The 19669-nt window shown below is 42.1% G+C and carries 20 protein-coding genes, 1 tRNA gene and 2 other annotated features; of the genes, 18 read left to right on the top strand and 3 right to left on the bottom strand.

Translation table 11 applies throughout. The annotated features are described in order from the left end of the window. Positions 1 to 156 precede the first annotated feature (156 nt). Positions 157 to 240, bottom strand: a tRNA-Leu gene (locus tag AC0VX7_RS14770). A 162-nt stretch (positions 241 to 402) separates the two neighbouring features. On the opposite strand from AC0VX7_RS14770, the gene AC0VX7_RS14765 reads away from it, so the two are divergent. From AC0VX7_RS14765 to AC0VX7_RS14735, 7 genes are all read left to right on the top strand, one after another. Next, positions 403 to 1035, top strand: a complete 633-nt coding sequence (locus AC0VX7_RS14765) for a LysE family transporter (protein ID WP_041967497.1) — start codon at positions 403 to 405, stop codon at positions 1033 to 1035. Positions 1036 to 1372: 337 nt separating this feature from the next. Then, the gene (locus AC0VX7_RS14760; protein WP_475424857.1) at positions 1373 to 2125 is read left to right on the top strand and encodes a DeoR/GlpR family DNA-binding transcription regulator; all 753 of its coding nucleotides are present in this window, start codon (positions 1373 to 1375) and stop codon (positions 2123 to 2125) included. After that, on the top strand, positions 2122 to 3033 hold the full coding sequence (gene pfkB, locus AC0VX7_RS14755) for a 1-phosphofructokinase (RefSeq protein WP_475424856.1): 912 nt from the start codon (positions 2122 to 2124) through the stop codon (positions 3031 to 3033). The genes AC0VX7_RS14760 and pfkB overlap by 4 nt, the downstream gene beginning before the upstream one ends. A 15-nt stretch (positions 3034 to 3048) precedes the next feature. Continuing rightward, positions 3049 to 4905, top strand: coding sequence for a PTS fructose transporter subunit IIABC (locus AC0VX7_RS14750; RefSeq protein ID WP_475424855.1), 1857 nt, complete (start codon positions 3049 to 3051; stop codon positions 4903 to 4905). 113 nt (positions 4906 to 5018) lie between these two features. Beyond that, positions 5019 to 5819: a DUF2935 domain-containing protein gene (locus tag AC0VX7_RS14745; protein WP_475424854.1), complete on the top strand. Its 801-nt coding sequence runs from the start codon at positions 5019 to 5021 to the stop codon at positions 5817 to 5819. A gap of 160 nt (positions 5820 to 5979) precedes the next feature. Then, positions 5980 to 6069, top strand: coding sequence for a putative holin-like toxin (locus AC0VX7_RS14740; protein WP_369385620.1), 90 nt, complete (start codon positions 5980 to 5982; stop codon positions 6067 to 6069). A 246-nt stretch (positions 6070 to 6315) separates the two neighbouring features. Further along, positions 6316 to 7086, top strand: a complete 771-nt coding sequence (locus AC0VX7_RS14735; protein WP_475424853.1) for an alpha/beta fold hydrolase — start codon at positions 6316 to 6318, stop codon at positions 7084 to 7086. Between the two features lie 32 nt (positions 7087 to 7118). Here the strand turns inward: AC0VX7_RS14735 and AC0VX7_RS14730 are convergent, their stop codons facing one another. Then, the gene (locus AC0VX7_RS14730) at positions 7119 to 8393 is read right to left on the bottom strand and encodes an MFS transporter (RefSeq protein WP_215036253.1); all 1275 of its coding nucleotides are present in this window, start codon (positions 8391 to 8393) and stop codon (positions 7119 to 7121) included. A gap of 163 nt (positions 8394 to 8556) precedes the next feature. Between AC0VX7_RS14730 and AC0VX7_RS14725 the strand changes: the two genes are divergently transcribed. The 8 genes from AC0VX7_RS14725 (at position 8557) to trpA (ending at position 16251) form a co-directional block, all read left to right on the top strand. After that, positions 8557 to 9198 carry an MOSC domain-containing protein gene (locus AC0VX7_RS14725; RefSeq protein WP_475424852.1) on the top strand — a complete coding sequence of 214 codons (642 nt, stop codon included), beginning with the start codon at positions 8557 to 8559 and terminating at the stop codon, positions 9196 to 9198. 61 nt (positions 9199 to 9259) lie between these two features. Further along, positions 9260 to 9506: a binding site (T-box leader), on the top strand. Between the two features lie 59 nt (positions 9507 to 9565). Beyond that, positions 9566 to 9821: a binding site (T-box leader), on the top strand. 58 nt (positions 9822 to 9879) lie between these two features. Beyond that, positions 9880 to 11277: an anthranilate synthase component I gene (gene trpE, locus AC0VX7_RS14720; protein ID WP_475424851.1), complete on the top strand. Its 1398-nt coding sequence runs from the start codon at positions 9880 to 9882 to the stop codon at positions 11275 to 11277. Beyond that, entirely contained in the window at positions 11258 to 11860 is a 603-nt protein-coding gene (locus AC0VX7_RS14715; RefSeq protein WP_475424850.1) for an anthranilate synthase component II, read from the top strand. The genes trpE and AC0VX7_RS14715 overlap by 20 nt, the downstream gene beginning before the upstream one ends. Then, positions 11844 to 12869, top strand: coding sequence for an anthranilate phosphoribosyltransferase (gene trpD / locus AC0VX7_RS14710; protein ID WP_475424849.1), 1026 nt, complete (start codon positions 11844 to 11846; stop codon positions 12867 to 12869). The genes AC0VX7_RS14715 and trpD overlap by 17 nt, the downstream gene beginning before the upstream one ends. A gap of 1 nt (position 12870) precedes the next feature. After that, positions 12871 to 13665, top strand: coding sequence for an indole-3-glycerol phosphate synthase TrpC (gene trpC / locus AC0VX7_RS14705; protein ID WP_475424848.1), 795 nt, complete (start codon positions 12871 to 12873; stop codon positions 13663 to 13665). Next, on the top strand, positions 13655 to 14272 hold the full coding sequence (locus AC0VX7_RS14700) for a phosphoribosylanthranilate isomerase (RefSeq protein ID WP_475424847.1): 618 nt from the start codon (positions 13655 to 13657) through the stop codon (positions 14270 to 14272). Before trpC ends, AC0VX7_RS14700 begins: the two co-directional genes overlap by 11 nt. Then, on the top strand, positions 14273 to 15478 hold the full coding sequence (trpB, locus tag AC0VX7_RS14695) for a tryptophan synthase subunit beta (RefSeq protein WP_475424846.1): 1206 nt from the start codon (positions 14273 to 14275) through the stop codon (positions 15476 to 15478). After that, positions 15478 to 16251 (top strand): tryptophan synthase subunit alpha, encoded by a 774-nt coding sequence (trpA, locus tag AC0VX7_RS14690; RefSeq protein ID WP_475428160.1) that lies wholly within the window; start codon positions 15478 to 15480, stop codon positions 16249 to 16251. Before trpB ends, trpA begins: the two co-directional genes overlap by 1 nt. Positions 16252 to 16344: 93 nt before the next feature. Here trpA and AC0VX7_RS14685 read toward each other — a convergent pair whose 3' ends face one another. Next, positions 16345 to 16944, bottom strand: coding sequence for an SAM-dependent methyltransferase (locus AC0VX7_RS14685; RefSeq protein ID WP_475424845.1), 600 nt, complete (start codon positions 16942 to 16944; stop codon positions 16345 to 16347). A 371-nt stretch (positions 16945 to 17315) separates the two neighbouring features. On the opposite strand from AC0VX7_RS14685, the gene AC0VX7_RS14680 reads away from it, so the two are divergent. The 3 genes from AC0VX7_RS14680 (at position 17316) to AC0VX7_RS14670 (ending at position 19531) form a co-directional block, all read left to right on the top strand. Further along, positions 17316 to 17894 carry a hypothetical protein gene (locus AC0VX7_RS14680; RefSeq protein WP_475424844.1) on the top strand — a complete coding sequence of 193 codons (579 nt, stop codon included), beginning with the start codon at positions 17316 to 17318 and terminating at the stop codon, positions 17892 to 17894. A gap of 142 nt (positions 17895 to 18036) precedes the next feature. Next, positions 18037 to 19095 (top strand): tRNA 2-selenouridine(34) synthase MnmH, encoded by a 1059-nt coding sequence (gene mnmH / locus AC0VX7_RS14675; RefSeq protein WP_475424843.1) that lies wholly within the window; start codon positions 18037 to 18039, stop codon positions 19093 to 19095. A 199-nt stretch (positions 19096 to 19294) separates the two neighbouring features. Next, positions 19295 to 19531: a hypothetical protein gene (locus tag AC0VX7_RS14670; RefSeq protein WP_475424842.1), complete on the top strand. Its 237-nt coding sequence runs from the start codon at positions 19295 to 19297 to the stop codon at positions 19529 to 19531. The last annotated feature ends 138 nt before the right edge of the window (positions 19532 to 19669 follow it).

Below are 19669 nucleotides of genomic sequence, written 5' to 3'. Positions count from 1 at the left end.
TGGTTGTTCCCTCGGGCTTTGAGGCTCTGTTCTATACGCTGATAAGTGATTAGGCGTAATTATTTGTGTTTTCTCTAGGTGGAGAAAGTAACAAAGATTACAAAAAGAGTCATTCTAAACAAAAAAAGTGCCCATTGTATAGGCACCTTTTCTGTATGCGGATGAGAGGACTTGAACCTCCACGGTGTTGCCACCACTAGAACCTGAATCTAGCGCGTCTGCCGATTCCGCCACACCCGCGTATTTTATATAAGAATTATAGCACAAAAAACTAACGATTCAATTATAAAATTTCACTCTAGCTACTTATGAATATATGAGCAAAAAATTGGACAGGCAGTATTAGAATTGGATTCTCAAACATACAATGTACAAAGTTTTTGTGTGTTGGGGGACGAGGTCTTGAGTGTCAGTTTACTAGTCAGTTATATTTTCCTTGGATTAACATTGGCAGCACCGATTGGCCCGGTAAACTCAGCCAGGTTGGATAAGGGGATCAAAAATGGTTTCTGGCATGCCTGGATTGTAGGGACAGGTTCAATGATTGCCGATGCTATTTTTATGCTGTTAATCTATTTAGGTCTTGTGAATTTTTTGGACATGCCTATCATTCAAATATTCCTTTGGTTATTTGGAGGATTCGTCCTCATCTACTCTGGAATTGAATGCATTGTAAAGGCGAATAACATTGATCTAGCTTTCAGCCGTGGTAAAGAATCGATGCTAAAATGTTTCCTTACCGGATTTATCATGTCGATCAGCAGTCCTTTATCAATCCTTTTCTGGCTAGGAATCTATGGTTCGGTACTTGCAAAAACTGCCAGCAACTATGGACGGACAGACCTGCTGATTTATAGCAGCATGATTTTTCTTGGTCTGGCATTGTGGGATATTTTTGTAGCAGCGATAACGACCGGCTTCAGGAGATTTTTGAATTATAGCAGTTTGAGGGCCATTTCAATATTGTCCGGTCTCTCTTTGCTTGGTTTTGGAGTTTACTTTGGATACCAGGGTATCAAGGCGTTAATATTATAGGGACACTATTGAGAAGAACCTCCGTTATGGAGGTTTTTTTTACTGGATAAGAATGTATAAATTTATTCACTTAGGTTAGTGTCTAGCTCCAGCGCCTAGCCCCTCGAGACGTTTCGGTCCGCCCAATGAAGTCAAAGAGCGACTTCACCGGTCGGCCCTCCAACGCTTGTCGGGGCTGACCAAGGCGCTTGCGCTTTTTTTATTTTCTGATAACTGTCAAAAACGTTCACTGTAATGTAAAATTTGATTAATAATGATTGTTTTTGAAAGAAAATGATTGATTTCTGAAATCGATTACATTATGATGAAAATACGAAGCAAATAGGAGGAATGGCTCATGTTAACACCTGAGCGCCACCAGCTCATCATTCAAATGATTAAAGAAAAACCAATAGTAAAAATACAGGAAATAGTTGATCTCACTGAAGCTTCGGAATCAACCATTCGCCGCGACCTGACAATTCTTGAGGAGGGGAAGTTTCTTAAAAGAGTGCATGGCGGAGCAGCCAGATTAAGGGGCAAACTCCAGGAGCCAAGCATGGTTGAAAAATCCACCAAATTCCTTCAGGAAAAAAAGCAAATCGCCCAATATGCTGCAAGTTTTGTGGAAGAAGGTGACAGTATTTACCTTGATGCCGGATCAACTGTTTTCGAGATGATCAGTTCTCTTCAGGTTAAAGATATTGTAGTGGTCACCAATGGTCTCATGCATTTACCGCAGCTGCTTGAAAGAAATATTGAAACATATGTGATAGGCGGATATGCCAAACCAAAAACGAATGCAATCATCGGAAGAGGAGCTCTGGCAAGCCTTGAACAGTACCGCTTTGATAAATGCTTCCTCGGAGTGAATGGTATCCATCCTCATTCAGGGTATACGACACCAGACCAGGAAGAAGCAATGATCAAGCAAAAAGCGATGTCATTATCTCGAGAATCATTTGTGCTAACTGATGACAGTAAGTTTTCTGAGATTACGTTCGCAAAAATAGCAGACTTGCATGAAGCAACGATCATCACCAATACAATTGATGAAGATCATAAAGGACAATATACGAGCAAAACTTCAATAAAGGTTGTGACAACATGATATACACTCTTACTCTTAACCCATCCGTTGATTACATCGTTGAAGCTGATGAAATCCAACTAGGCAGTTTGAATAGAAGTTCAAACGAAACAAAGCTTCCCGGCGGTAAAGGGATTAATGTTTCAAGGGTCCTTCGTTCTCTTGGAGTTGAAAGCAAGGCAACAGGTTTTATTGGAGGCTTCACCGGCAAGTATGTCGAGGAGTTTCTTAACCGGGAAGGCGTGCAAACAAGATTTATCAATGTCGAAGGTGATACAAGGATTAACATTAAGCTTAAGGCCGGAACAGAAACAGAAATAAATGCTCGCGGCCCTGAAATCTCAACACTGGCAATAGAGTCATTGAAGGAGCAGGTCATGCTGCTCGGAAATGGCGATTTTCTTATTCTTGCAGGAAGCATTCCCTCCAGCATGCCTGAATCCATATATGAAGAAATTGTCCAAATCTGCAAGAAGACTGGGGCAGAAGTAATCGTAGACGCTGAAGGCGACTTGCTAAAAAGCATTCTTGACTACAGGCCATTCCTGATCAAGCCGAATCATCATGAATTGGGACAGTTGTTCAATAAACAAATCGCTAATGCTGACGAAGCCATTTTTTATGGAAAAAAACTAGTTGAAGCTGGTGCTAAAAATGTCATTGTCTCATTGGCTGAGAAAGGTGCTGTCTATATCAATGAAATCGATGCCTATAAAGCCGCTGTTCCTCAAGGTGAAGTCAAAAGCTCAGTAGGTGCCGGGGATTCAATGGTTGCTGGTTTCCTGGCCCAGTATCTAAAAACTGGTGATCGAAAAGAAGCATTCCGCTATAGTGTTGCATCTGGAAGCGCAACTGCGTTTTCAATCGGATTATGTACACCTGATAAAGTTGAACAACTTCTTCAAGAAGTAAAAATACAGAAAAACTAGTAAGGGGGAGAAACCATGAGAATTACAGAACTACTAACTAGAGAAACGATTCTGTTATCCATGAATGCTGCATCAAAACAAGATGCAGTGACTGAGCTCGTAGGAGTGCTAGAGCGGGCGGGGAAAATTACAGACCGCAATGCTTTTGAAGAAGCAATCCTAAAACGTGAACAACAAAGCACCACAGGCGTAGGGGACGGGATAGCTATTCCACACGCGAAAACTTCAGTTGTGAAGGATGCGGCAATTGTTTTTGGACGGTCAGAGGCTGGAATCGATTATGAATCATTGGACGGACAGCCTGCACACCTGTTCTTCATGATTGCAGCACCTGAAGGCGCAAACAATACTCATCTTGAAGCACTTGCGCGACTTTCCTCCATTTTGATGAATGCCGATGCACGTGAACAACTTATTGGGGCAAAAACTGCTAATGATGTCATTGGAATCATTAACAGCTACGATCAGGAAGAAACCGAAGAGAAGGTTGAAAGGAACAATAAAAAATTCATTGTAGCAGTAACGGCATGCCCTACTGGAATAGCTCACACTTATATGGCTGCTGATTCATTAAAAGCGAAAGCGGCTGAAATGGGCATTGATATCAAGGTGGAAACGAATGGCTCAGGCGGGGCAAAGAATGTCTTGACACAAGAAGACATTGAAAACGCTGAAGCAGTCATCATTGCCGCTGATACAAAGGTTGATATGGACAGATTTGCCGGAAAGCCATTAATTGATGTGCCTGTTGCGGACGGAATCCGCAAACCAAAGGACCTGATTGAAAGGGCTGTCAAAAGGGATGCGCCACTATACAAGGCATCAGGCAATGCAGCGGCAGAAAAGAAAGAAAGCCGGGGCGGAGTTTATAAGCATCTGATGAATGGCGTATCGAATATGCTTCCTTTCGTTGTCGGGGGCGGTATCTTAATCGCTATTTCCTTCATGTTCGGCTATAACGCGTTTAATCCAGATGATCCATCTTATCACCCAATTGCCAAAGCGTTGATGGACATAGGTGGAGGAAGCGGTGCATTTGGATTACTAGTGCCAATTCTTGCAGGTTTCATCGCACTAAGTATTGCTGACAGACCAGGTTTTGCTCCGGGTATGGTCGGTGGATTGCTTGCTGCAACTGGCGGTGGTGGATTCCTTGGTGGATTGGTAGCTGGTTTCCTTGCTGGTTATCTAGTGTTGGGACTCAAGAAATTATTCGCTGGATTGCCTGCTTCACTAGAGGGGATCAAGACAATTCTCTTGTATCCATTGTTCGGTATTGCTTTAACAGGGTTTATCATGTTGTTCTTGGTAAACAAACCAGTCGGTGCCCTGAATCAGGCAATCACAGACTGGCTTTCTGGATTAGGAACTGGGAATGCTGTAGTGCTTGGTATTGTTTTGGGATTAATGATGGCATTTGACATGGGCGGACCGGTTAATAAAGCAGCTTACGTTTTTGGAACTGGCTTGCTTGCAAGTGGTGTATATGAGCCAATGGCCGCAATCATGGCGGCAGGTATGGTGCCTCCGCTTGGTATCGCACTTGCGACAACTTTCTTTAAAAAGAAGTTTACCAAGGAAGACCAGGATGCAGGAAAGGCTAACTATATTATGGGACTTTCCTTCATCACAGAAGGTGCTATTCCATTCGCAGCAGCAGATCCACTGCGCGTTATTCCTTCAGTAATGGCTGGATCAGCTGTTGCCGGCGGATTGACGATGATGTTTAACATTGGACTGAGAGCTCCACACGGCGGATTGTTCGTAGTGCCGCTCGTTGAAGGAGGATGGCTGTTATACCTAGCTGCAATTCTCATCGGTTCAGTTGTGACAGCAATCCTGCTTGGGATATTGAAGAAACCAGTTGCATGATAATACCCAAGGCCTGCAGGCTAATAGTCTGCAGGCCTTTTTGTATGCATATGAATATTTCCATCACTTTGCCTATAAGCTTATATGAAGTGATTTGTGAAGGGGGAATGGGGATGGCGAGAGACTTCAATAGTGCTGCCTTGTATGAGCACCGTTTTTGGCTACAGGTTCTTGGTGACCACGGGAGATTCCTGCATGAGGCGCTGGTACCTGTAGAGCAGGAGGAAATAGAAACGGCAAAGTACTTTATTAATACTTTTGACAGGCTGCTGCAAAGGGTGGAAACAACTGATCTCATTCATTTGAGCATGAGAGCGGACGAAGAAGCGAAGAAAATCAGGCAATTTAAGCTGGACCTAATAGAAAAAATGCTGACTGGCAATGTGAAAATTCATTTTGGCCCTACTTTTATCAACCATATGGTCAATGAGGTTGAGGAATATATCAGAGTTCTTGAGTATCTTAAAAGGGGTGAGGTGCCGCCGGTGTTCCACGAATTACACCATCATACTGTCTGGCTGCTTGATGCGGCAGGCCATGCTGGTGCTATTCAAAGTAACCTCGATCAGGTTGAAAAGCGCCTGAAGGCAAAAAGTGAGAAATACATGAAGCATTTTGAGGATTTCTATATAAAAGCAGTCGAGATGACTGGTTACCTGCGAACGAATTTAACTTCCTTTCCAGCTTTGCAAAGAATGAATCAAGAGGTATCATTGGAAATTCAACTGTTCATGAAATTTCTTGATGAGTTAAAGGAGCTGGAGTTAACTGAACAGGCATTGGGAAGCTTTGCACCGCTGATGGCTGATCATATGTTCAGGGAAGAGTGTTATTATTTATCTAAAGTTGCAGAAGCCGCCTCACTGAATCAGCCGGACTGTGATCCTGGCAAGCCTAGATTAATGACAGACTGAACCTGGCGGATACTGGATGACTGCTGATTCATCTAGTATCTTAGCCCTAATTTAACTTCGAAAAAGAACATATGTTCTTGTTTTGGACAAGGTTATGTTATACTTGAGAAGCAATAGTCAAATCTCAAGGTGGGTCGGCTAGCCCCGAAGGAAGGGGGTGATGCCTATGACAGTATTCGAGACCTTTATGGCAATGTTTTCTTTTGCCAGTCTAATCCTCGCAATCCTGACGTTAAGCCAAAAAAAATAGACCTCTCATAACCGTAAAAAAACGGTGAGAGGTCCAGCTGCTTTTTGCCGATCTTCTAAGGGAACGGCTATTGCGGAGACTGTCGGTGGGCCAACACCGGCAGTCATTCTGTACAAATATACAATACAAGAATACCATACAGGGCTGTCAAAGTCACGATTATAAGCACTTTCATGCATGAGATGTTTTGCCATTTGGTTATACTGAGGAAGTTATGTTAAACCATGCATAGGGAGTGAATGGCGATTGACTTTATGCAATTTAGAGTATGGTGATCTCTTTTACGAAGAGATTGGACAAGGAAGTCCAATTATCTTTTTGCACCCACCGGGAATGGGAAGGAAGGTGTTTCGATACCAAAGGCCACTGAGCCAACGATATAGACTAATCCTTCCTGACTTAAGCGGTCATGGTGATTCAACAGCTGTACTAGAAAGCGTTACAATCCAAAAGTATGCCGAAGAAGTCTTAAGATTGGTCGATTCTATAGGACTGGAAAAAGTTGCGTTGTGCGGCTATTCCTCCGGAGGCAGCATAGCACAGGAATTTGCCCTGACTTACCCGGAAAGAACGAAGACGCTTATCCTTTCTGGCGGCTTTACAGAGGTACAGTCACCCGCATTGAAATATGAGCATTTGATGGGAATGTATTTCGTGAAAAATTCCCCTAAAACCCTGGCGAAGGTGATTGCAACTGCACATACCTTTGATAAGAATTACAGGATGGAACTCATTGAACATATGTTGAAAACAGATTTGAATACATGGTTCGACTTTTACCACGAATCATTGAACTATTCTTGCAGCGGAAGACTGAAAAATTTAAATGTACCTTTGCTGCTTATTTATGGTTCGAGAGATTTCATCAACCAGCACATAAGGGCCTATGAAAGAGAGTTGGGACATTTTCAAAAAGCCATTATTCCAAAAGTCTCACATCAGGTTCCTGTTAAGAAATGGCAGCAGTTCAACACTGAAATAGAGAAGTTTTTGGAAGAACAATCTGACTGGCGTTGAAAAAACGCATTGTTAGATTATACAATGCGTTTTTACGCCTCTTTTTTATCTGGTTTTATGGCAAGAAATGTTGCTAGAGCGGCAGCGATGCTTAAAGCGGTTAGGATAATGAACATTAGCTTATTTGAATTTTTCATCATCAGAGCAATGACGGGAGGACCTGCGGCCACTCCTATGAACCTCATTGAGCTATATATGGATGTAATGGTACCTCGTTCTTCTTTTTCAATACTCTCAGTGATTAAGGCATCCATTGGCGGCAGGCTTGCACCTATACCGATGCCGGCAACAAGGAACATGGAAATAATAAACCATAACTCCCTCGAAAAACTCAGGAGGGCCACTGCTATACCAAGCAACACTAAGCTAGAGAACGTAATCCACTTCATAAGGACCATATTCTTTTTTATTACTTTACCGGTGATAAATGATGAAAGGCATAGTGCCCCTAATGGCAAGGCAAGAACCAGTCCTTTTTTCAAGTCCTTTATTCCATATTTGTTCTCCAGAATATCGGACAGGTAAAATAAGACTCCAAACAACACGAACATGACAATAGCACCAATAAAAAAGATGGCATACAGCCAGCGCCCATTTTCAGTGAAAATCAGTTTTATTTTTTTTAGGAAATCCTTGAATGGCAATGGTTCTTGTTTCTTTTTCGGACTTTTTACCAGGAAAATCATCATGATTATTGACAGGGCACAGAAAACGGGTATTGAAAAGAACGGGATAAACCAGATGATTCCTGCCAGGAATGACCCTAATACTGGGCTGAGAACCTTTCCAAGAGTGTTTGCAGTTTCGATTTCTCCGAGCGCTCCGCTTACTTCATCATCGTTTTTGAACATATCTCCAACCAATGGCAAAACAATTGGAAAAGCACCGGCTGCTCCCACGCCCTGCAAGGCTCTTCCGATTAAGACAACCCAGTATCCATCGTTCATTTGCCATGAGGCCCACCCTGAAATAGTTCCGCCAATTCCAGTGATGATCAGGCTTGGAATAATGACTTTCTTTCGACCAATATGATCAGATAAGTACCCGGCTAACGGGATTAAAAATATGGCTACTATAGAATAAACGGTTATGATCAGGCTCGATTGAAAGGCGGAAATGCCCATCTTCTTTTCCATGACTGGCAAAACTGGAATCAGCATCGAATTTCCAAGTGTCATCACGAGAGGAATGGATGCGATTGAGACAATTGCCCATTTTTGATTATTGGCACTACCCTTTTTCGAATCCTTCTCTTTTTTATTCGAAACTCCTCCGGCTTTAGGAAACAAGTTTTCAATATAATTCATGATCGTAACCTGCCTTTTTTCATACTATTTTTAGTGTGGACTTAAACAACAGAAATAACAGATGTCTTTTTATGGGAAAGATTTTTTCTGTGAAAAAACCTTATGGAGTTTTTAGAGTGAAAAGGATAAAATAATTGGAAAAGACTTGAAGGTTGGTGGAATCATGGCACAAATATTGTACCTGAATGTCGGGAAGCCGGAGCTTAAGACCTGGGACGGCAAACAAGAACGATCAGCAATTGGTAAAAAAAGAGTGACACAGTCGTTACTATCAAAAGAATCCTTTCACGGAGATGGCGTGGCAGCAACAGAATTTCATGGAGGACCTGACAGAGCTGTTTGTTTTTATCCAGCAGAGCATTATTCAAAATGGTCAGTTGAATTCGGAAAGGAATTAGCACCTCCAACCTTTGGCGAGAATATTTCAGCCCCTGGAATGTTGGAAGCCGATATCTATATAGGTGATACATACAAGCTTGGAGAAGCTGTGATCCAGGTGACACAGGGAAGGATTCCGTGTTCAAAAATATCGAAGAATAACCAAATTGACACGCTGCTGAAAAGGGTTGTCGAGACTGGCTATACGGGCTATTTTTTCCGTGTTCTTCAAGAGGGAATGGTCTATGAAGACTCTGATATTATTTTTTTGGAGAGGATACAAAATAACTTTTCGATTTTAAGGGCTAATGAAATATATTTTCACCAGAGGAAGGACTATCAAGCGATTGAAGAACTGTTAGGAATTGAGGAACTGGCAGAAGACTGGAAGAAAAACCTTGAGAAACTTTTAATGCAGAAGAATTAAAATATTTCATTTATTCGGTTGACATTTTCGAATCACCGCTTTAATATAGTGAATAATAAAATAATAAGCGATGACGAAGAGTAGTAACTGGATCAGATACTTAAGAGAGCTGATGGTTGGTGGAAATCAGTGTAACTGTACCAGCGAATGGACTTCCGAGCTTCCAGACCGAACCCTTACGGCAGTAGGCTTTGGCGAAATGGCCTTATCGTTATAAAAGGCAGGCATTAAGCATTCAATGCTCGATGCTGTTAAGTGAGCTGTTTTACAGCTAATTAAGGTGGCACCACGGGTCTCTCGTCCTTATTGTAATCAATAAGGATGGGGGCCCTTTTTGTTTATCCTCAAAATCCAATAATTTTATTATGTAAACTCGATGAGCAAGAAGAGTAAGCAGGATTTTTCTGTTACAGAGAGCCGGGAATGGTGTGAACCGGTACAGAAATACTTGCCGAATGGCCTTGCGAGAGGCAGCCTGAAATAATAGTAGGGCTTGCCCGGGATTCCGCCGTTAAAAGGATAGGGTATAACGAAACGTTTTTTGGTTTCCTGTACCTGAAGAGAGGGAGTCTCAAGGCTCCAATATGAGGTGGCACCGCGGTCCAATCGTAATCGTCCTCTATACAGTACAATCTTTGTGCATGTATAGGGGACTTTTTTATTTTCTAAAGGAGGATATATATGAAGGTTGAATCACCAAATATCTTTATTGAAGAGATTGAAGGAGATACATTAACCCCGATATCTGTGTACCAGATGGTATCCGGAAAGAAAAAATTCCTGTTGGAAAGTTCCCATAAGCATAACGACTCAGGGCGATTCTCTTTTATTGGCTGCGATCCCGTTTATGAGCTTTTAAGTGAAAAGGGAGAGACTTATCTGGCAAGGAAAGGCGTTAAAGAGAAGGTACAGACTCCATTTTCCGAGGCTCTGAAAGAAATGCTTCCTAAAGTATTCCCTGAATTTGATATTCCTTTCATAGGAGGCGGTGTCGGTTTTGTAAGCTATGATTTCATTCGCGATTTTGAAGAAATTGGGCCGCTTAAAGAAGATCCTCTTGAAATGCCAGAAGCGCATTTGATGTTCTTCAATGAAGTCATCGTATTTGACCATCTTAAACAAAAAATCAACCTGATCGGCATTCCGTTTCCAGGATACAGCAATGACGATCTTATTAAGAAAATTAAGAAACGGAAAAAAGAACTTGATTCGCCAGTCAAAAAGCAGCCAGTCATTCGATTTTCACTTTCAGATTTTAAAGCATCGCAGAACAGGGAGGAATTTGAAAAATCAGTCAGGACCGCAAAGAACCTGATCGAAGAGGGAGAAATCTTTCAGGTTGTGCTGTCAAGAAGGCTAGCAGCGGATGCAAAAGGAGATCCATTTTCGTTCTATCGAAAGCTGCGAGTGGATAATCCCTCCCCTTATATGTACTTCATTGACTTTGAAGATTATGTTGTTGCCGGCACGTCCCCTGAAAGCCTCGTGAAGTACCGGGATGGTACAATGATTGCCAACCCGATTGCAGGTACCAGGCCGAGGGGAATATCCGCAGATGAGGATTTAGAACTGGAATTGGAATTGAAAGAGGACGAAAAGGAACTGGCTGAACATAAGATGCTCGTCGATCTCTCAAGGAATGATTTAGGCAGGATATGTGAAGTCGGCAGTGTCAAAATTGATAAATTCCTGGCTGTAGAAAGGTATCAGTTTGTCATGCATCTCGTATCTGAAGTAAGTGGGAGGCTGTTGCCAGATGCCCACCCAATGGATGGGCTGGCGGCATGCCTTCCCGCAGGAACAGTGTCAGGAGCTCCAAAAATTCGGGCGATGCAAATTATCAACGAGCTTGAAGCTGAAAAAAGAGGTGTTTATTCAGGAGCGGTCGGTTATTTCTCTGCTTGTGGAAGCATGGATTTTGCCCTAGCGATCAGAACATTGGTTGTCAAGGATGGCAAAGGATATCTCCAGGCAGGTGCAGGCATTGTATATGACTCTGACCCCGCAAAAGAGTTTGATGAAACAAACCATAAATTAAAAGCATTGATGGAGGCAGCCCATGATCCTACTGATCGATAATTACGATTCATTTACCTATAACCTTTACCAGTATCTAAGCGAACTGGGTGCTGAAGTAAAAACAGTCAGGAACGATAAAATTTCGGTTCAGGAAATCTCGCGAATGGAACCTGAGGCAATTGTCCTTTCTCCTGGCCCAGGCAGGCCGGAACAAGCCGGAATCTGTGTCGAGACTATTAAACAGTTGGCGTCATCAATCCCAATTCTTGGTATATGTCTTGGCCACCAGGCAATAGCCCATGCATTTGGCAGTTCGATCATTAAGGCTAAAAAAATCAGGCATGGCAAGGAGTCCAAACTCCTGCATACAGGCACTTCGCTAATGAATGATCTCGAGGTACATCCTGAAGTAATGAGATATCACTCTTTGGTGATCGACCGAATCACGCTTAATGAGGATTTTCAGGTGCTGGCAGAAGCGGCTGATGACCAGGAAATAATGGCGATCAAGCATAAAAATTACCCTCTATACGGCCTCCAGTTTCATCCAGAATCAATTGGAACGAAGAGCGGAAAGCAAATTCTATCGAATTTTCTCGCTGAAATCAGAAAGGAGACAAAAGCTTATGAAATATTATCTTGAAAAGTTGGTTGAAGGGAAATCATTGCAGGAAATTGAAATGGAAGATGCTGTCCAGGAAATGTTCACCCAGGATACAACAGATGCCGAAATCGCATCATTTTTGACAGGTCTCAAGTCAAAAGGAGAAACCCCTGATGAAGTATCAGGGTTGGTAAAAGCCATCAGAAAGCATGCACTTACTTTTACAAAAAATATACCGAATGTTTTGGATAATTGCGGAACAGGAGGAGATGGATCAAAAAGCTTCAACATAAGCACTACTTCCGCATTTGTTATTGCCGGAGCCGGGATTACAGTAGCGAAGCATGGAAACAGAAGCGTATCGAGCAAGACCGGGAGCGCGGATGTACTGGAGGCGCTCGGTGTCAGTCTTGACTTCTCTCCCGAAGCAACAGAAGAAATCCTTGAACAGAATGGGATTGCGTTTCTTTTTGCTCCTCATGTCCACCCGAAATTGAAACAAATCATGAAGGTAAGAAGGGACTTGAAAATCCCTACTATCTTTAATCTAATCGGACCACTGACAAATCCAGTACAGCTTGATTACCAGCTGCTTGGAATCTATCGCAGGGATTTGCTCGAAAAGTTTGCCCGTGTACTTGCGAATCTGAATAGGAAGCGGGCGATTGTCGTGAATGGAGCGGGTGGAATGGATGAGGCCTCTCTGGCAGGTGAGAACGAAATGGTCCTCGTTTCTGAAGGGGAAATCAAGCGAATCAAGCTTAACCCGGAAGAAGTGAACTTGCCAGTGTACGATAACAGTAGGATCAGGGGTGGGGATGCACGTGATAATGCAGACATTTTGCTCCAGGTCCTTAAAGGGAAAAAAGGCGCACACCGGGATACAGTGCTGCTGAACGCAGGTATTGGAATTTATACCGCCGGGAAGGCAGAATCGATTCTTCAGGGAGTGGACCTTGCAGAGGAAAGCATCGATTCAGGCAGGGCAATAGCCAAACTGGAGAATTTAATCAGCATCAGCAATCGAAACAAAAAGGCGGTAGGATGAAATGGGTACAATACTTGATTCGATCATTGAAAGAAAAAAAGTTGAGGTGGAAGAGCTGAGGAAGTCAGCCAGGGAAATACCTGAAATTACATCGAAGCCCCGCTCTCTGCTAAAAGCCTTAAGAGAGGCAAACAATGTCGCCATCATTTCAGAATTTAAAAGAGCTTCACCTTCTAAAGGAGACATTAATCTTTCATTGGAACCTGCTCAGCAGGCAAAACTTTATGCCCAGGCAGGTGCATCGGCTATATCGGTGTTAACGGATGAAAAAGGTTTTAAAGGATCTTTCACTGATTTGAAAAAAGTCAGAGAAGCAGTGGACCTTCCGATTCTTTGCAAGGATTTTATCGTTGATCAAATTCAAATAGACATGGCCCGTTCAGCAGGAGCAGATGTCATTTTGCTCATCGCATCAGCATTGCCCCTTCGAAAACTTTCAGAGCTATACGAGTATGCCTATGAAAAAGGACTAGAGTGCCTCGTTGAAATCCATGATGAAACAGATCTGGAAAAAGCTCTCTATTTAAAAGCTCAAATGATCGGAATCAATAATCGAGATTTAAAATCATTCGAGGTCAATCTCGTGAACACTGAGAAGCTCGGACCGCTTGTAAAAAAAGCAGGAGCGTTTCTGATCAGTGAAAGCGGCATGAAAACAAGGGACGACATCGTCCGTGCAGCAGCTGCTGGTGCGAGTGGAGTCCTGGTTGGAGAGACATTCATGACATCCGCTGATCTTATAGAAACTTTCCAGACATTCTTCGTTCCGGTAGTGAGGGATCATCATGAAGGTTAAGATTTGCGGAATAAGAACAGTTGAAGCAGCACAGCATGCGGTTCAAAGTGGGGCTGACGCTCTTGGTTTCGTTTTTGCAGACAGCAAAAGAAAAATAACAGCTTTAGAGGCAAAGGAAATCATTGAAGCTTTACCGGAACATGTCTGGAAGGTAGGGGTTTTTGTGAACAAGGGTGCTTCAGAAATAATGCGAATCGCCGAAATTGTCGGCCTGACACATATTCAACTTCATGGTAATGAGGTCCCTGATGACTATCGTTCAATTGGGCTGCCGCTAATTAAGGCTGTTTCCGTTAAGTCACCGGATGACCTTGAAAAAATTGACACAATAAAAGCTGACTATATCCTTCTTGACAGTCCGCCAGCAGAATATCGGGGAGGAAACGGCTCAAGTTTTGAGTGGGATTTGGCAAAGGCAATCGGCAAGTCAAAGACAAATATCATTTTGGCGGGTGGGTTGGATCCACAGAATATCAGCAAAGCGATCGCAAAAGTCAACCCATTGATGGTTGATGTCAGCAGCGGTGTCGAATCTAACAGAGAAAAAGATTTTGCGAAAATAAAGGCTTTTATTAATAATGCAAAGAATGAAAGGGAGGAAGTTTGAATGACTATTAAAACTTATAATTTACCGAACGAAAAGGGGCACTTTGGGAATTATGGAGGAAGGTTCGTGCCCGAAACGCTGATGCATGCTGTTCTTGAATTGGAGAAGGAATATAACAGAGCTTTGGGAGACGAAGAGTTCCATGCCGACTTGCAAAAATTAATGAAGGATTATGTTGGGAGGGAAACGCCATTATATCTGGCTGGAAATCTCACAGAGCATGCTGGTGGAGCAAAAATATACCTAAAGCGGGAGGACCTCAACCATACAGGAGCACATAAAATCAACAATACTGTCGGTCAGGCCTTGCTTGCAGTAAGGATGGGCAAGCGAAAGATTGTTGCTGAAACAGGGGCTGGACAGCATGGAGTGGCGACTGCAACAGTCTGTGCCCTGCTCAATTTGGAATGTGTCATCTTCATGGGCAAAGAAGATATCAGACGCCAGCAATTAAATGTTTTCAGGATGGAACTTCTTGGCGCGAAAGTCATCAGTGTAGATGCAGGCAGCGGGACATTGAAGGATGCGGTTAATGAAGCTCTTCGGTACTGGGTTACAAATGTCCGGGATACTCATTATATTCTTGGATCTGTAATGGGGCCGCATCCTTTCCCGAAAATGGTTCGCGACTTTCAAAGTGTCATCGGTAAAGAAACGAAACAGCAATTTTTCGAAAAAGAAGGGAAGCTTCCTGATGCCCTTGTGGCTTGCATTGGAGGAGGCAGCAATTCGATTGGTTTATTCTATCCGTTCATTGAGGACAATAGCGTGTCAATTTATGGTGTTGAAGCTGCTGGCCTCGGTCTGGCAACTGACAAGCATGCTGCTTCACTAACTAAAGGTAAACCAGGGGTGCTTCATGGCGCGATGATGTATCTTCTGCAGGATGAAGATGGTCAAATTCAGGAAGCGCACTCGATATCAGCTGGCCTGGACTATCCTGGAATTGGCCCTGAACACAGTTATCTGCACGATATCAATCGAATCACATATGAATCGGTAACAGATGACGAAGCACTTGAAGCCTTTCAACTGCTTTCAAAATTAGAGGGAATCATTCCTGCTTTGGAAAGTGCACATGCCATTGCGTACGCAGTCAAGCTAGCTGCTGGGATGAGCAAAGATGAGAGTATGGTTGTCTGTTTATCTGGCCGTGGTGATAAAGATGTACAGACAATTAAGGACAGGATAGGAGGAATGGAATGATGGATAGAATTCAAAAAGCTCTGACTAAAAAAGGGAAAAAGGCTTTTGTTCCATATATAATGGCTGGAGATGGAGGGCTCGAAACCCTAAAAGAAAAGCTGCTATTTTTACAAGAATGTGGTGCTGATGCAGTAGAAATTGGTATCCCCTTTTCTGATCCTGTTGCGGATGGGCCTACAATCCAGAAAGCTGGTATCCGGGCGCTTAGCAGAGGGACTACGTTGAGAAAGGTGCTTGAGACTGTTCAAACCTTCAAAACTGAAATCTCAATCCCTCTTATTCTAATGACCTATTTGAATCCCCTCGTGGCATATGGGCTCGAAAAGTTTGCCGTGGATGCTGCGGAAGCTGGTATATCGGGCTGCATTATCCCTGACCTACCGCTTGAGGAGGAAGATTTCATTCTTCCAGCGCTTGAGGAGCATGAAATCTCTTTAATCAGGTTAGTGACGCTCACAACTCCAGTTGAGAGAATAAAAGAAATCGGCTCGAGGGCAAAAGGATTCATTTATGCAGTTACCGTAACAGGTATCACGGGTGCAAGAAACGATTTCAGCGAGGACCTTGCTGCTTTCCTAGGTTCAATTAAAAGTGTCAGCCAAGTTCCGGTGCTGGCAGGGTTCGGGGTCTCAAGCGCTGAACAAGTCAGAGAAGTGTGCGGGCATTGTGATGGTGTGATCGTTGGTAGTAGAATAATTGATTTATTTGAACAAGGAGATTTGGCCGCAATAAAACGGCTCGTGAGCACAGCTGAAGGGGTTAGTTTGACTTAGTGTTGATGGAAAGCAGAAACCAGTAGCAGAATGCTAAAATCACATTAATTACAAAAAATGGAAAAGAAATAGCCGCTGCATATCAAGCAGCGGCTATTTCTTTTCAGCGGTGATACATCCTGTCAAAACTGGTCTTACCTCAAGATAGGATACCTCCGGGTTTTTGAATCCGGTATTAAGCAAATCATTTTTCATTCTTTCTCCCAATTGTTTTGCTGTCTGAGCCGTCGATCCTTCTTCGCGCGGCTGGACAGTAAGGACGATCCTTCCTCCAGGCTTCAGCAAGCGGAGTAGGTGACTTAAGGAAGTCAGTGGTTTGTCCCAGAGTGGATAATTATTTACAGAAATGATTTTATTATAATTATGTTCGGGTTGAAAGTTGGCAACATCGCCGATCGTCAGGTGTACTCTGCCTTGTTCAATCCACTCTTTATTTCTTTTTGACGCTTCGTTCTTCATTTTTTTAGAAAGGTCTATTCCATCTACTTCTAATCCGCGGTAATTTGACATTAAAGTTTTAATGCCGTATCCGGGACCGAAGCCAATCTCTAAAATCCGGTCATTTTTACGTACTTGAAGCTTTTTTATGCTCCACCTATTAATTTTCCTGTTCTCAAAATACATGATTGTTCCTGCAAGCTTTCCAAGTATGCCTTTTGGCTTCTCGAACTGCTTCGCCATTGAATCTATCATTTTAGTCACTCCTGATTTGATTAGCCCATATTTGAACTGGTTTTCTCTTTTATACCAGTTTTCCTTTATTTTTAAACTTCGCAACCTTTTTTAACCTATAATTTATGAGGGATGATTAAGCGATAAAGACAGTCTATTCTGAAAATTATTTCTCGGGAAAGCGCAGGAAAAGACAATATACTACATGAATACATTGGCTGATGAAAAAAATGACTGAATTTGTCACATGCAAAAACAATATTTTTTTAAAAAAGCGTGCGATTTGTTACAGTACAATCGAATATTTGTTGTATATACTTTACTTAAAGTTTTCGGTGGTTGAAATTAAAAATGACGATCTATTTAGTTACTAATAAAGGAAGTTGAACGAGATGAAAATGTACGAAGCGATTCTCGATATTTTAGAAAAAAAGGGAAATGCAACGATTCCAGTGATTTGCCAGGAAATGAGTGAACAAGATCATAGCATTGTGAGTGAGAGGCAGGATATGGTTGAACCTTCCTATATAAAAACACTTGTTAGCAGCAATAACGAATTATTCCTGGTAAAGGATGATCTTGTTTCGATAAGGCCTGATAAAGAACCGGTTATGATGACGGTTGTATTGCATGGATATCCCGGCCCGGAAATGAGGGTGAGAATCGATTTTAAAAGGAATACCTTTACCTACTTTGAATGGCATCTGGACTCTAAAGCTTCAGGTCCGCTTAAAGTGGGAATATTTGGCAGTGTGGAGGATTTTAAAAAGAAACTGTATCCTTTAAAGTTATGGGAGTGGGAAGAAGATTATCAAACAGAAGGTATTGTAGTGGATGGTACTAGTTGGTCAGTAAAACTAAAAACAAAAGGAAAAACCTATGAAAGCAGAGGCCTTGACTCCTTTCCAAACCAGTGGAAAGAATTCTGCAAGGCAGTCAGCGTACTCGTTGGCAAAAAGTTTTCGTGTTAGCCGCAGACCTTCTGCGGTTTTTTTCTATTCAAAATACGAAAGGATTGTTTGTTTTAAGGTTATAATGGTGAAAACTCTGCTTGTTTTAGGTACAATAAATAAATGTAGTTTCAAACATGCGACCATGGAGGTCAATCGAGAAATGAAGGACATATCAGTACAAGAATTAATCAGCTCAAAAGAATTTATACCAGTCGATGTAAGGGCGCCAATCGAACATCGTGATTCTGCAATACCCGGGTCGGTCAATATACCATTATTCACAGATGAGGAAAGACAAGAGATAGGGACGCTTTATAAGCAATCTGGTGAAGAAGCTGCCAAATGGCGGGCCATGGAGATTGTTTCTCCAAAGCTTCCTTACTTGCTTGGTGAAATAAAGGACCTCAAGAAGTCAGGTGCTGAGCCTGTGATTCATTGTTGGAGAGGTGGGATGAGGAGCAGGTCTGTGGCATCCTTCCTAGAATACGCAGGAATACCCGCATTGCGACTGGAGGGTGGTTATCGGGCATACAGGGAATATGTATTGGAAAGAATTCCTCAACTTTTGCCAGAAAAGGCCATTGTTCTGCATGGGATGACAGGGACTGGTAAAACCGACATATTGCAGGCTCTCCAGGAAAAGGGATATCCTGTTGTTGATCTGGAAAAAATGGCAAACCATAGAGGATCCATTTTTGGCATGATCGGCATGGGAGAGGCACACAATCAAAAAACATTTGATGCTTTGTTATTTGAAAGGCTGAATGAAATAAAAGGTTCCAACTACTTTATCATTGAAGCGGAGAGCAAAAGAATCGGGCGTGCAGCCCAGCCGGAAGAAATGCTGAAGAAAAAGGTGAATGGTATTCATTACCTGGTAAAAAGCTCAATACCTAAGAGAGTCGAACGGATATACAATGAATATGTTCAACCTTTCCTGGGAGAAGCCTGGTTTGAAGAGGAAGTCAGGGAGAAGGTATCGAAACTAATTAAGCGAATTAATCATGATGTTTCACCATCCCTCGCATTTGCCCTGGAAGAAAACAACTATAAAGAATTAATTGAGATCTTACTGGTTCATTATTATGATCCGCGCTATAACCATGCCCTTCTGGAATATGAGGGACCTTTCCAAGAAATCGATTCAGACGACCCTGATGTTATTAAGAATATTGTAAAAGAAATACAGAAGACATTTTCTGATTCAACAGCGGTTTAAAATGAATAAAAAAAAGGTAATTAAAGAAGGAAAGCAGGTAAATGCTTTCCTTTTTCTTTTTTGCTCTTGGCCTGGGAACTTTCATATTGCGGTAAAAATTATTTAACAGATTGAGTATTAATTATGATTTTTGTCACGTAAAATTTCTGAATATTTGATATATAATTAAATGAGAACTATTTAAACAGGAGGATGAAATATGCGCGAATCGAAAAATTGCCACCACCGTTTTTCAATGCACGAGGAGAATGTGGGATTTACAACGAATGATGGTGTAGACATTTTCACAGCTGGAGCAAGATTTCAGAAGTGTATCACATGCGGGCATATTGAATTGCCTGTAGAACATAGTGAAATGATTGAGCCTAGTCAGATTGAAAAAAGAAATAACTTTTTTGCACCAAAAAATATGTATGCAACTTTAATGAGTTTATAGATATGAGCAACAAACAAATTGAAAAGCCGGTCTAACCGGTTTTTTTTATGTTCATTTTTAATAGGAATAGTTTTACTGGAATAATGAAAGTTTGTTATTGAATTAACACTATAACGATAGTCAAAACCTTTGGTTAAA

Source organism: Mesobacillus sp. QJM3NY_10, assembly GCF_056173465.1.
This window is presented reverse-complemented; position numbering and strand designations above follow the sequence as displayed.